Source organism: Pseudomonas sp. AK181 (assembly GCF_051122975.1).
GTDB lineage: Bacteria > Pseudomonadota > Gammaproteobacteria > Pseudomonadales > Pseudomonadaceae > Aquipseudomonas > Aquipseudomonas lactis.
In genome coordinates this window covers 2,837,352-2,850,108 of the sequence record NZ_CP146348.1, presented here as the reverse complement: position 1 = coordinate 2,850,108, position 12,757 = coordinate 2,837,352, and the positions used below count along the sequence as shown (strand labels likewise).

Genomic DNA, 12,757 nt, shown 5'->3' with positions numbered 1-12,757 from the left:
TTGTTCTGCGCATGAAAATGAAACCGGTTTCAGAGGTAAACAACAATGCATAAATACCCCGTTTCCATCAGCCTTTCCAGCTACGGCGCCGACCTGGTTCGCCAGCAGGGCCAATTGAGTTTTGTCGCGCTGCTGAGCGCCGCCGGTGCCCAGCGCATTGAGTGGCGTGAAGAACTGCTCACCACCGAGCAATCGGCCGAACTGGCCCTGGCCGCTGCAGAACAAGGCCTGGAATCAGTATTTTCCTCGCCCTTGGAGCTGTGGGTCGCCGGCCGTGCCCAGCCCAATGCCGAGCTGGCCGCTACCCTGGACCGCGCCCAGGCCTTTGGTTCGGGCTGGCTGAAAGTGTCTCTCGGTTACTTCACCGATACCAACGATCTGGAAAGCCTGCACGCCCTGCTCAACCGCCACCCAGTCAAGCTGCTGGTGGAAAACGACCAGACCCTGCACGGTGGGCGCATTGAACCGATGCAACGGTTTTTCACTGAAGTCGAACGTCTCGGCCTGCCAGTGAAAATGACCTTCGATATCGGCAACTGGCAGTGGCAAGACCAATCCGCGCTCACCGCTGCGCGGTTGCTGGGCCGGCATGTGGATTACCTGCACTGCAAGGCCGTGGCCCGTCGCGCCGACGGCAAGCTCGTGGCCTTGCCGCCGGGCGCCACCGACCTGCATCTGTGGGAACAACTGCTTAAACACATGACTCAAGGTATTACCCGGGCGGTGGAATTTCCGTTGCAGGGCGATGACCTGATCGAGGTCACCGCACAACAGGTCGCGACCCTGGCCCGCCTTGGCCAACCCCATGTGGAGAACGCCCATGTCTGAGATCGATATCCTCTCGTTTGGCGAGACCATGGCGATGTTTGTCGCCGAACAGACTGGCGACCTGGCCCAGGTCGGGCAGTTTCACAAACGCATTGCCGGCGCCGACAGCAACGTCGCCATCGGCCTGTCGCGCCTGGGGTTCAACGTGGCCTGGCTGAGCCGCGTGGGTAACGATTCCCTCGGGCGTTTTGTGGTCGATACCTTGACTAAAGAAGGGCTCGATTGCCGCCATGTGGCCGTCGACCCACTGCACCCCACCGGCTTTCAACTCAAGTCCCGTGAAGAGGCCGGCGCAGACCCTCAAGTGGAGTATTTTCGCAAAGGCTCGGCCGCCAGCCACTTGTGCATCGATGCCATCCACCCGGCGCTGCTGCAAGCCCGCCATTTGCACGCCACCGGCATTCCGCCAGCGCTATCCGATGCCACTCGCGCACTGTCGTTCGAACTGATGACGCAAATGCGCAAGGCCGGGCGCAGCGTGTCGTTCGACCCGAACCTGCGCCCGTCCCTGTGGGCCAGCCAGGCGCAGATGATCCGCGAAATCAACGCGTTGGCCGCTCTGGCCGACTGGGTGTTGCCGGGCCTGGGCGAAGGCCGCCTGCTCACCGGGTTTGACGACCCGGAAGACATCGCCGCGTTCTACCTCGACCAGGGCGCCGAAGCCGTGGCGATCAAGCTGGGCGCCGAGGGCGCCTATTACCGCACCCATATGGACCAGGGTTTTGTCGCCGCCGTACCGGTAGCCAAGGTGGTGGATACGGTCGGTGCCGGCGATGGCTTTGCCGTGGGCATGATCAGCGCCCTACTGGAAAACTCAAGCTTCCCCGAGGCCGTGCAGCGCGGCAACTGGATCGGCAGCCGCGCCGTGCAGAGCCGTGGCGATATGGAGGGTTTGCCGACCCGCGCTGAATTACCCACCCGATCCGTTGCGTGACCCATTACCTGTTGCCACAACTACAACAAGCTCAGGAGCAACCCCATGGAAACCGTGAAACTCGCCACCCGCCGTTGGTGGTACATCATGCCTATCGTGTTTATCACCTACAGCCTGGCCTACCTGGACCGCGCCAACTACGGCTTCGCCGCCGCGTCCGGCATGGCCGAAGATCTGATGATCACGCCGGGCATGTCTTCGCTGCTCGGTGCGCTGTTTTTCCTTGGCTACTTTTTCTTCCAGGTGCCAGGGGCGATCTACGCGCAAAAGCGCAGCGTCAAGAAACTGATCTTCGTCAGCCTGATCCTCTGGGGCGGCTTGGCCACGCTGACTGGCGTGGTGTCCAACGCCTACATGCTGATCGTCATCCGCTTCATGCTCGGGGTGGTCGAGGCCGCCGTGATGCCTGCCATGCTGGTGTACCTGTGCCACTGGTTCACCCGTGCCGAACGCTCGCGGGCCAACACCTTCCTGATCCTCGGCAACCCGGTGACCATGCTGTGGATGTCGGTGGTGTCGGGCTACCTGGTGCAGCATTTCAGCTGGCGCTGGATGTTCATCATCGAGGGCCTGCCGGCAGTGTTGTGGGCGTTTATCTGGTGGAAGCTGGCCGATGAGCGTCCCAAGGATGCCAAGTGGCTGAGCGACGCCGAAAAGCACAGCCTGGAAACCGCCCTGGCCGCCGAGCAGGTGGGAATCAAGGCCGTGAAGAACTACGCCGAGGCGTTCCGTTCGCCCAAGGTGATCATTCTCGCCCTGCAGTTCTTTTGCTGGAGCATTGGCGTGTACGGCTTCGTGCTGTGGTTGCCGTCGATCCTCAAAGCCGGCTTGCAGATGGACATGGTCGAAGCCGGCTGGCTCTCGGCGCTGCCCTACCTGGCAGCGGTGATTGGCATGCTCGTGGTGTCCTGGGGTTCGGACAAGCTGCAAAAACGTAAGCGTTTTGTCTGGCCGCCCCTGCTGATTGCGTCGATTGCCTTTTACGCGTCCTACGTGCTGGGGGCCGAACACTTCTGGTGGTCCTACACCCTGCTGGTGATCGCCGGGGCCTGCATGTATGCACCCTACGGCCCGTTTTTCGCCATCGTCCCGGAAATCCTCCCAGCCAACGTCGCCGGTGGCGCCATGGCGCTGATCAACAGCATGGGCGCCCTGGGCTCGTTCGGCGGCTCGTACCTGGTGGGTTACCTCAACAGCAGCACCGGCTCGCCCGGCGCTTCGTACCTGTTGATGAGCGGCGCGCTGCTGCTTTCCGTGGTGCTGACGATTTTCCTCAAGCCCGGCGCCAGTGATCGCTCCCCGGCGCCAACCCTGGAATTGAAGGTAAAAACCTCATGAAAAAGTCTGTCGTGCTGTACAAAAAACTCTCCGCCCCGCTCATGGCTCGTCTGCATGAGCAGGTCGAGGTCACGCTGATTGACGCACTGGATGAAACCGGCCTGGCCAAGCTGCGCGATGCCCTGCCTACCGCCCACGGCCTGCTGGGGGCAAGCCTGCGCTTGGACGCTCGGTTGCTCGACCTGGCGCCCCAGCTGGAAGCCGTGGCCAGCGTCTCGGTGGGCGTCGACAACTACGATATCGATTACCTGACCCAACGCGGCATCCTGCTCAGCAACACCCCGGACGTGCTCACCGAAACCACCGCCGACACCGGTTTTGCGCTGATCCTGGCCACCGCCCGGCGCGTGGTGGAACTGGCTGACATGGTGCGTGCCGGCCAGTGGAACAAAAATATCGGCCCGGCGCATTTTGGCAGCGATGTACATGGCAAGACCCTGGGTATCATCGGCATGGGCCGCATCGGCGAAGCCCTTGCCCAGCGCGGGCATTTTGGCTTCGGTATGCCGGTGATCTACCACAGCCACTCACCCAAGCCGGCGGTGGAGGCGCGCTTTGGCGCGCAGTACCGAAGCCTCCAGGACTTGCTCAAAGAGGCGGATTTTGTCTGCCTGACATTGCCGTTGACCGCTGAAACCGAGAAGCTGATTGGCGCCGAGGAATTCGCGCTGATGGGGCCGCAGACGATCTTTATCAATATCTCGCGAGGTAAGGTGGTGGATGAGGCGGCGCTGGTGGAAGCGTTGCAGCAACGCACTATCCGCGCGGCGGGGTTGGATGTGTTTGAGAAGGAGCCGCTGGATCATGCGTCACCGTTGCTGCGGTTGAATAATGTGGTCGCCACGCCGCATATCGGCTCGGCCACCCATGAGACGCGGGAGGCGATGGCTAAGTGTGCGGTGGATAATCTGCTGGCGGCACTGGCTGGCGAAAAGCCGGTAAACCTGGTGAATCCTGGGGCATGGAGGCACTGATACAACACAAGAGCAACTGTGGGAGCTGGCTCCCGTGACGGCCTGACAGCCGACGCCTATCTACCTGGCACCCCGCGATTCAAATGTGGGAGCTGGCTTGCCTGCGAAGGCGGCCTGACAGTCAACACAGCTGGATTGGGTACATATCCATTGCTGCGGTAACGGCTACTTAGGGTTCCGCCCTGACGGCGGCTCACTTTTGAAAGGAGCCCAAAAGTAAGCAAAAGGCTCTTGCCCCACCACTCGGCACCTCGCTTAGGCTCGGTGTGCCCGTAATCCGCCAGTGATTTGGGGGGCCGCCGCCACGCGCCATCCATGGCGCGGGGCGGCTAAACCGGCATCCCTGCCGGTTTACCCCCCAAATCCCTGTCGAATTCCGGCCAGCGTGGTTTGACGGGGCGCTTGAGATCAAAAGCAGATCAAGATCAAGAGCGGCTCGCTTCGCATCGTGGTTACCGTTGAGCGCTACAGATACCTATGCTGCGATAACGGTAAGTGCTGACTGTTCGTTTGCTATCGCAGGCAAGCCAGCTCCCACAGGGTTTTGTGACAATTGTTAGACGACGAACCTGGCCACCATTCCATTCAAGTCCACCGCCAGCCTCGACAGTTCATGGCTGGCTGCGCTGGTCTGGTTGGCGCCTGCCGCCGACTGGGTGGCCAGGTCGCGGATGTTGACCAGGTTGCGGTCCACCTCGCGGGAGACCTGGGCCTGTTCTTCCGACGCGCTGGCAATCACCAAGTTGCGTTCGTTGATCAGGCTGATGGACGCTGTGATCTGCTCCAGTGAGGCGCCGGCTGCGCGTGCCATTTCCAGGGTGGTCTGGCTGCGCTGGTTGCTCTGTTGCATGGACTGCACCGCCTCCCCGGTGCCGTTCTGGATGCCGGCTACCATTTTCTCGATTTCCTGGGTCGACTGCGCGGTGCGATGGGCCAGGGCGCGCACTTCATCGGCGACCACCGCAAAGCCTCGTCCGGCCTCGCCGGCACGGGCGGCTTCAATCGCCGCGTTAAGCGCCAGCAGGTTGGTTTGCTCGGCAATCGCGCGGATCACATCCAATACCTTGCCGATATCCCGGCCCTGGGCGGCCAGGCCCTCGATCATCGCCGAGGTGTTCTGCACGTCCTGGGTCATGGTCTGGATCGCGCCGACGGTTTCCATCACCCGATCACGCCCTTCCCGCGCCGCCTGGTTGGACTGCCCGGACGCCTCGGAGGTGGAAACCGCGTTACGCGCCACTTCCTCCACTGCCGCCGTCATCTCATTGACGGCCGTGGCGGCCTGGTCGATTTCATTGTTCTGCTGTTGCAGGCCACGGGAGGCCTCTTCGGTGACCGCGCTCAACTCTTCCGCCGCCGAAGCCAGCTGCGTGGCCGAACCGGCGATGTGCTGGATGGTCTGGCGCAGGCTGGCTTGCATGGTCGACAGCGCACTGAGCAACCGCGCCGGTTCGTCCTTGCCATCGTCCTCGATGGTTTTGCTGAGGTTGCCGGCGGCAATGGTTTCGGCCACTTCCACCGCCTTGCGCAGCGGGGTCACAATGCTGCGGGTCAGCAACCAGGCCAGCAGCACGGTGAGCAACGCCGCCACTACAGAGACCGCTACCACACCGGTGATCGCGCCCTCGTAGCTTTGCCCGGCATCTACGTCGGCTTGCTTGGCGTCGGCCGCATTGATGGCGATCAGCTTGTTCAATTGCTCGCCCATCTGGTCAGTGCCGTCCTTGATGCGGCTGTTGATCAGGGCGCGCATCTCATCGACCTTGCCTTGTTTGGACAATGCCACCATCTCGGCCTGGGCTTTGAGGTAGTTGTCCAGGGTGACGCCAAAGGCCTTGTACAGCGCAGCCTCCTCCGGGCCGGCAGGCAGCGTGGCATATTTGGCCTGGGCGGTCTTGACCTTGTCAGCCAGCACGTCAATGCGCGTCTCGGCTTCCTGCAAGGCGGCAGGCTCGCGATTGACCAGCACGCGAAACGACAGGATGCGCATGCGCAGCACGTTTTCGGTGATGGTGCCCAGGTGAGTCATGCTGGGCAGTTGGTTGGCGCTCATGTCCTGGGAGGCTTGGCGCATTTGCGTCATACGGTTGACCGCAAACACGCCCAGCAGCACCACCAGAACCGCAATGAAGGCAAAACCGATAAACGCGCGAGGGGCAATATTCAGGTGACGGAGGGACATAGGGCTGCTCTCAGAAGTAGTGTTTGCGTGCATCCTTGCCGCGAAACGATCCGTCAGCGTCAACGCGCTGCCCAGACCTTGGTCACCACTGTTGTCGTTGTAGTGTGGGCCTATGCTTGATATCGGCTGGGCCACGGCTTTAGCGCAGGGTTTTTATAAATATTTTTTTACACTTCAGGCGCCTGGCACTTTCTGGCATCCTGCGCCTCCATTTTCTGACCCGAGCCATCATTTTGTCTGACGCTCAAGCCCCCCGCCCGCGCTATAAATCCGACCTCATGTACGGCCTCGAAGACCGCCCGCACTTCACCGCCGCGATTTTTGCAGCGTTGCAGCATGTGTTGGCGAGTTTTGTCGGCATCATCACGCCCACCCTGATCGTCGGCGGCGTACTGGGCCTGGAAAGCGAAGTGCCGTACCTGGTGAGCATGGCGCTGTTCGTGTCGGGGCTTGGCACCTTTGTACAGGCGCGCACCTTCGGGCCGGTGGGCTCGGGGCTGTTGTGCTTGCAAGGCACCAGCTTTTCCTTTATCAGCGTGATTTTGAGCGCCGGGTTCATGGTCAAGGCCCGGGGCGGCGGCACCGATGAGATCCTCTCGACGATCTTTGGCATCTGCTTTTTCGCGGCGTTTATCGAAGTGGTGCTCAGCCAGTTCATCGGCAAGCTGCGCAAACTGATCACCCCGGTGGTGACCGGCACCATCATCACCTTGATGGGGTTGTCGTTGATCAAGGTGGCGGTCACCGACATGGCAGGCGGCTATGGCGCCAGCGACCTGGGCGCCGCAGGCAACATGGGCCTGGCGGCCTTGGTGCTGCTGACCATCGTGGTGCTCAACCGCTTCAACAACCCGTTCCTGCGCCTGGGGTCGATCGTGATCGGTTTGACCCTGGGCTTTGTAGTAGCGTGGCTGCTGGGCCGCGTCGACATGGCCGCCCTGCCCCAGGTGCCGCTGATCAGCGTGCCCGTGCCGTTCAAGTACGGTTTCTCGTTCGACTGGGTGGCGTTTATCCCGGTGGCGGTGATCTTCCTGATTTCGCCCCTGGAAGCCGCCGGTGACCTGACCGCCAACTCGATGATTTCCCAGCAACCGGTCAAGGGCCCGCTGTATATCAAGCGTATCAAGTCCGGCCTGCTGGCCGACGGCCTCAACTCCGCGATGGCTGCCACCTTCAACAGCCTGCCGATGGTGACCTTCGCCCAGAACAACGGCGTGATCCAATTGACCGGCGTGGCCAGCCGCTACGTGGCCTACTTCATTGCTGGCCTGCTGGTGCTGCTGGGGCTGTTCCCGATGATCGGCGCGGTGTTGCAACTGATGCCCAAGCCAGTACTGGGTGGCGCGACCCTGATCATGTTCGGCACCGTGGCCGTGGCCGGCATCAAGATCCTCGCCGAAGCCGGCCTGCATCGGCGCAATGTGCTGATCGTGGCGATATCCCTAGGCATGGGCCTGGGCGTCGCCGCCGTGCCGGAAGTGCTGCGCGAGTTGCCCAAGGCACTGCACAACATCTTCGAATCGCCGATCACCGTGGGTGCATTCTGTGCAATCTTGCTGAACATTTTCCTGCCCGAAGAGTTCATAGAGCTGGAAGAAGATGAATTCGAGCCGGAGTCCTCTACCCTCAAGGTCATGCAAGACCCGGACATCCCCCAAAAGTAGGAGCATTTCTATATGCGCAAGCTCATGGTTCTATCGCTGTTGCTGCTGACCTTGAGCGCCTGCGCACTGTTCCCCAATCGTGACCCGGTGAACATCAATGTAGTGGGCATCGAGCCGCTGCAAAGCCAGGACCTGGAAGTGCGCTTTGCCGTGAAGCTGCGGGTGCAGAACCCCAATGAAGCGGCAATCGACTACAACGGCGTGGCCCTGGACCTGGAGGTCAATGGCCGGCCACTCGCTTCTGGCGTCAGCGATCAGGCTGGCAGCATCCCACGTTTCTCTGAAACCGTGCTGATGGTGCCGGTCAGCGTTTCAGCGTTTTCGGTGTTGCGCCAGACCTTGGGCCTGAGCCAAACCCAAAGCCTGAACAACCTGCCCTACGTACTGCGCGGCAAATTGGCGGGGGGCCTGTTTGGCACCATGCGCTTTGTAGAACGTGGCACCCTGGACTTGCCTAACACCGCCACTTGGTAAGTGGCTGAAAACCACATCCCCCGAACACTCAAGATCAAATGTGGGAGTTGGCTTGCCTGCGATGGCCATAGGTATCTACACAACTTTGTAGCCTGTAGCAGCCGACGGTAACTACGATGCGAAGCGAGCCGCTCTTGATCTTGATCTGCTTTTGATCTTGATCTTAAGCGCCCCGTTAAACCACGCTGGCCGGAATTCGACAGTGATTTGGGGGGTAAACCGGCAGGGATGCCGGTTTAGCCGCCCCGCGCCATGGATGGCGCGTGGCGGCGGCCCCCCAAATCACTGGCGGATTACGGGCACACCGAGCCTAAGCGAGGTGCCGAGTGGTGGGGCAAGAGCCCTTTTGGTTACTTTTGGGGCTCTTTTCCAAAAGTGACCCGCTGTCAAAGCGGAACCCTAAGTGGCCGTTACCTAAATAACGGATATGTACCCGGTCCAACTGTGTTGACTGTCAGGCCGCCTTCGCAGGCAAGCCAGCCCCCACAGGTTGATTGCGTTCAGTCAGTGATATAGCGAACGCCTGGCTTGGCGCGCTCGTCCACCACCAATTCAAAAATATCCGGCCGGGCGTAATGCCCCACTACGTCATAGTCGTACCGTGCCCGCACCAGATCATCGGTGTCGATCTGCGCCGTCAACAACCCCGCCTCGCCCACCAACGGCCCCGCCAAAATATCGCCCATGGGCCCGACAATCACGCTGCCACCGGCAATCAACGGACGGTCCGCCGGCCAGTTATCAACCTCCACACCCAAGGCTTCAGGCGATGCCTGCACCTGGCAAGCGCTGACCACAAAGCAACGCCCTTCATGGGCGATATGGCGCATGCTCACCTGCCACATCTCGCGCTCGTCCACGGTGGGCGCACACCATACCTGAACGCCCTTGGCGTACATCGCGGTGCGCAGCAACGGCATCATGTTTTCCCAGCACACCGCGCCGCCGATACGCCCCACCGCAGTGTCGATCACCGGCAGTGTGGAGCCGTCGCCCTTGCCCCAGATCAGCCGCTCGGTGCCGGTCGGCATCAGTTTGCGGTGCTTGGCCACCAGGCCGTCCGAGGGTTCGAAATACAACACAGTGCAATACAGCGTGCTGCCACTGCGTTCAATCACGCCCAGCACCAGGCTGGCACCGGTACGCGCCGACAACCCGGCCAGCGCCTCGGTCTCGGCACCCGGCACGTCGATGGCATTGGCAAAATACCGCGCAAAGGCTTCCCGGCCCTCGGGCAGGCGATAACCCAATTGGGTGCCAAAGCTTTCGCCCTTGGGATAGCCACCCAGCAACGCCTCGGGCATGACCACCAAGTGCGCGCCACTGCGCTGGATTTGCTCCTCATAGGCCAGGATCTGCGCCAGGGTGTCAGCCTTGCCGCCAGGCAAGGCGCCGATTTGCAGGGCTGCGACAGTCGATACAGGCATCAGGCTCACTCCGATAGATAGGGGTTGCCCATTCTCCGGCCAGACTCGATCATGAATAAAGCCCACCTCAGTGCTAAATGATATGAGCCAAATGAATATCGCCCAGGTTGACCTGAACCTGCTCAAAACCTTCGAAGCCCTGCACGACGAGTCCAGTGCCAGCCGTGCGGCGCTGCGCCTGGGTGTGACGCAGTCGGCGATCAGCGCCGGCTTGCGGCGCTTGCGTGAGCTGTACGGCGACCCTTTGTTCGTGCGCACCGGCCGCGGCCTGGCGCCGACATTGCGGGCCAACCAGTTGAAACCGGTGATCAGTGAGGCATTGGATCGCTGCCGCCAGAGCCTGGCGATGATCAGCCCGCAAAACCTGCACTACGAGGGGCGCTCGGTGGTGCTGGGGCTGTCGGATGACTTCGAGATTGCCTATGGCCGAAGCCTGATAGAGGCCATCGCACTGCGCCTGCCCAAGCTACGGGTGATCTTTCGCCAGACCTACAGCCAGATCGTCGCCGCCGCCCTGCTCGACCGCACGCTGGACCTGGCCATTACCGCCGGCGGTTTTACCGAGCGCAGGCTGAGCCGGCAGGTGCTGGGGGAAGGTGACTACCGTTGCCTGGTAGACCCCCATAGCCTGGCGCCGGGCCAGGAGATCATCGACCTGCAGGGGTTTGTCACACGCGAGCATGTACTGGTGTCGTCAGGCGGGTTTATCGGCATTACCGATGAAGGCTTGGCGGCGCACGGGCTGCGCCGCCACGTGTGCGCGTCCACCAGCCACTTTGCGGCGCTGCCGTATCTGCTCAAAGGCAGCACCGCAGTGGCAACCATTCCCGGGCATGCGGCCCATGCCATTGCGCAAATGACCGGCTTGCGCGTGCTGCCCTGCCCGCTGGCGCTACCGCATTACCCGGTGGAGTTGGGCTGGCGCACCCAGGCTCAGTTGGACCCGCTGTTGCTCAAGGTGCGCGAGGCGATTGTGGCGTGCTTTACTTCGCCGCCGCCATCAGCTTGTTGACTTCACTGCGCACCATGTTGGAAAACTCCGGCGGCGACATGCCGTCGAGTTCGGCACGCACCCATTCGGCCCATTTGCCTTTGCGCTTGGCGCGCTCACCGAACAAGCGCGCGGCTTCGCCCTTGGCCTTGCCCAGGTTGGTTTGCCACAGGTCGTAGAGGCGCGACTTTTCATCTTCCAGCTCGGCGCGTTCGGCGAGGGTCTTGTTGGCGAGATTGAAGCTCATGTTGAATTACCTGCTGCACAAATAGGTGACATCTTACACTGTAGGCCCAACGTTCCCGATCCGGATTTTGCCTCGGATGAGCGCATGGGGAAAAAAACTGCAACTTTTGCCACCCCCCGATACTCCATTGTTCACTGCCACATCCACCTGCAAGGAGTCACTCAATGGCCCGCAAAACCGCCGCCCAAGCTGTCGAAGATCAAATCAAGGACCAAGCGTTCAGCGAACTGAGCGCGTTGATCGAAGAATCGGACAAACTGCTCAAAAGCAGCGCATCCCTGGTGGGCGAGGAAGGTGAAACCCTGCGCGAGCAGGTCGCCATCAAACTCAAGCAAGCCCTGGAGTCGGTGTCCAACGTGCGCGAGCGCAGCAAGCCGGTCGTGGATGCCACCGAAACCTATATCGGTGGGCACCCATGGCAGACCGTGGCCATTTCCGCAGGCTTTGGCCTGGTGGTCGGCCTGTTGCTGGGTCGCCGTAACTGATGCATTTCAGGCTGCGCACCCGCGCAGCCTGTTTCACCCCGCTGCCAACGCCCTCAACTCGCGCAACGCCTGCGCATCCAGCTCTACTCCGCTTTCCTGCGACTTCGCCCGCGTACGATGGCGCCGATCCCCCGGCAAGCGCCGCAGCCCCGCCGCATGCATCTGCCGCACCAGTTCCTGGCTGCGCTGGGCGAAGCTTTGCCCTGCGGTTTTACTTGGGTCGATCACGATCAACAGTTGGCCCGTCCAGGGCGTGCGCGCGCCAGGGTGGTCCGTCCAATCGAATTCGAACGAGAAGTTGCCGCCCGTCAGCGCGGCCGCCAGCAACTCCACCATCATCGACAGTGCCGAGCCCTTGTGCCCGCCAAACGGCAACAGTGCGCCGCCTTCCAGAATAGCTTTAGGGTCCTGGGTCGGCTGCCCCAGGCTATCGACGCCCATGCCTGCCGGCAGACGCTCGCCTTTGCGTGCGGCGATCTGCACGTCACCATGGGCGATGGCGCTGGTGGCCAGGTCGAACACAATCGGCGCGCCGTCGGCCCGTGGCGCCGCAAACGCGATGGGGTTGGTGCCGAACAACGGGCGATCCGCGCCGTGGGGCACCACACAGGTCATGCTGTTGACCACACTGAGTGCCACCAGCCCCTCCTCGGCAAACGGCTCGACGTCCGGCCACAGGGCCGCAAAGTGATGGGAGTTATGGATGGCCAGCAACGCGATGCCGGCGCTGCGTGCCTTCTCCACCAGCAGCGGGCGCGCCGCCGCCAGGGCCGGTTGAGCAAAACCGTTGCCGGCGTCGACGCGCACACAGCCTGAGGCCACATCGGTCACGCTGGGGACGGCGGTACCGTTGACCCAGCCACTGGCCAGCGTCGACAGGTAACCGGGGATGCGAAAAATACCGTGGCTATGGGCACCGTCACGCTCGGCGCTGGCGCAGTTGTGCGCAAGAATCGCAGCAACCTGCGGCGACGTGCCGTGCCTGACGAAGACCTGTTGAAGCAACTCCACCAGTTCGGCGAAGCCGATCGAGGCGCAAGCGGGGGCAACTGTCGGGGACTGCGCAGACATTTGAAGCTCCGTTTTTATGATTGGAAGGGGCAACGAATGGAACATCCAGACCCCCGATTAAACACCACGCACGCTCTGCGCTGTCAACGTGCGCAACGCTGATTATTTACCGCCTTGCGTCACGGGCGCTTGCCTACCCTGT

General features: G+C 61.8%; 12 protein-coding genes. 8 read left to right on the top strand and 4 right to left on the bottom strand.

The window, feature by feature from the left end:
- Nucleotides 1-45: 45 nt before the first annotated feature.
- The 4 genes from V8689_RS13235 to V8689_RS13220 are packed head-to-tail and all read left to right on the top strand — an operon-like array spanning nt 46 to nt 4,074.
- Complete coding sequence (locus V8689_RS13235; protein ID WP_056784745.1) at nt 46-828, top strand: sugar phosphate isomerase/epimerase family protein; 783 nt, start codon at nt 46-48, stop codon at nt 826-828.
- Nucleotides 821-1,762 carry a sugar kinase gene (locus V8689_RS13230; protein WP_056784742.1) on the top strand — a complete coding sequence of 314 codons (942 nt, stop codon included), beginning with the start codon at nt 821-823 and terminating at the stop codon, nt 1,760-1,762. The genes V8689_RS13235 and V8689_RS13230 overlap by 8 nt, the downstream gene beginning before the upstream one ends.
- 45 nt (nt 1,763-1,807) lie before the next feature.
- Nucleotides 1,808-3,100 (top strand): MFS transporter, encoded by a 1,293-nt coding sequence (locus V8689_RS13225; RefSeq protein ID WP_014718725.1) that lies wholly within the window; start codon nt 1,808-1,810, stop codon nt 3,098-3,100.
- Nucleotides 3,097-4,074 (top strand): NAD(P)-dependent oxidoreductase, encoded by a 978-nt coding sequence (locus V8689_RS13220; RefSeq protein WP_056784737.1) that lies wholly within the window; start codon nt 3,097-3,099, stop codon nt 4,072-4,074. Before V8689_RS13225 ends, V8689_RS13220 begins: the two co-directional genes overlap by 4 nt.
- A 556-nt stretch (nt 4,075-4,630) precedes the next feature.
- Here the strand turns inward: V8689_RS13220 and V8689_RS13215 are convergent.
- Nucleotides 4,631-6,256: a methyl-accepting chemotaxis protein gene (locus V8689_RS13215; RefSeq protein ID WP_056784734.1), complete on the bottom strand. Its 1,626-nt coding sequence runs from the start codon at nt 6,254-6,256 to the stop codon at nt 4,631-4,633.
- Between the two features lie 233 nt (nt 6,257-6,489).
- On the opposite strand from V8689_RS13215, the gene V8689_RS13210 reads away from it, so the two are divergent.
- Together V8689_RS13210 and V8689_RS13205 are read left to right on the top strand one after the other, a co-directional pair.
- Nucleotides 6,490-7,920 (top strand): nucleobase:cation symporter-2 family protein, encoded by a 1,431-nt coding sequence (locus V8689_RS13210; protein ID WP_056784733.1) that lies wholly within the window; start codon nt 6,490-6,492, stop codon nt 7,918-7,920.
- Nucleotides 7,921-7,932: 12 nt separating this feature from the next.
- The gene (locus tag V8689_RS13205; protein ID WP_003190908.1) at nt 7,933-8,394 is read left to right on the top strand and encodes an LEA type 2 family protein; all 462 of its coding nucleotides are present in this window, start codon (nt 7,933-7,935) and stop codon (nt 8,392-8,394) included.
- Nucleotides 8,395-8,894: 500 nt separating this feature from the next.
- Here the strand turns inward: V8689_RS13205 and V8689_RS13200 are convergent, their stop codons facing one another.
- On the bottom strand, nt 8,895-9,821 hold the full coding sequence (locus V8689_RS13200) for a carbon-nitrogen hydrolase family protein (RefSeq protein WP_056784731.1): 927 nt from the start codon (nt 9,819-9,821) through the stop codon (nt 8,895-8,897).
- Between the two features lie 91 nt (nt 9,822-9,912).
- Here V8689_RS13200 and V8689_RS13195 point away from each other — a divergent pair, with 91 nt between their 5' ends.
- Entirely contained in the window at nt 9,913-10,833 is a 921-nt protein-coding gene (locus V8689_RS13195) for a LysR family transcriptional regulator (protein WP_056784728.1), read from the top strand.
- Here the strand turns inward: V8689_RS13195 and V8689_RS13190 are convergent.
- Nucleotides 10,805-11,059: a hypothetical protein gene (locus tag V8689_RS13190; protein ID WP_003190904.1), complete on the bottom strand. Its 255-nt coding sequence runs from the start codon at nt 11,057-11,059 to the stop codon at nt 10,805-10,807. The genes V8689_RS13195 and V8689_RS13190 overlap by 29 nt on opposite strands.
- A 164-nt stretch (nt 11,060-11,223) precedes the next feature.
- On the opposite strand from V8689_RS13190, the gene V8689_RS13185 reads away from it, so the two are divergent.
- The gene (locus tag V8689_RS13185) at nt 11,224-11,544 is read left to right on the top strand and encodes a DUF883 family protein (RefSeq protein ID WP_019817806.1); all 321 of its coding nucleotides are present in this window, start codon (nt 11,224-11,226) and stop codon (nt 11,542-11,544) included.
- 33 nt (nt 11,545-11,577) lie between these two features.
- On the opposite strand, the gene V8689_RS13180 is transcribed toward V8689_RS13185, so the two are convergent.
- Nucleotides 11,578-12,615 (bottom strand): Ldh family oxidoreductase, encoded by a 1,038-nt coding sequence (locus V8689_RS13180; RefSeq protein ID WP_032892080.1) that lies wholly within the window; start codon nt 12,613-12,615, stop codon nt 11,578-11,580.
- Nucleotides 12,616-12,757 lie beyond the last annotated feature (142 nt).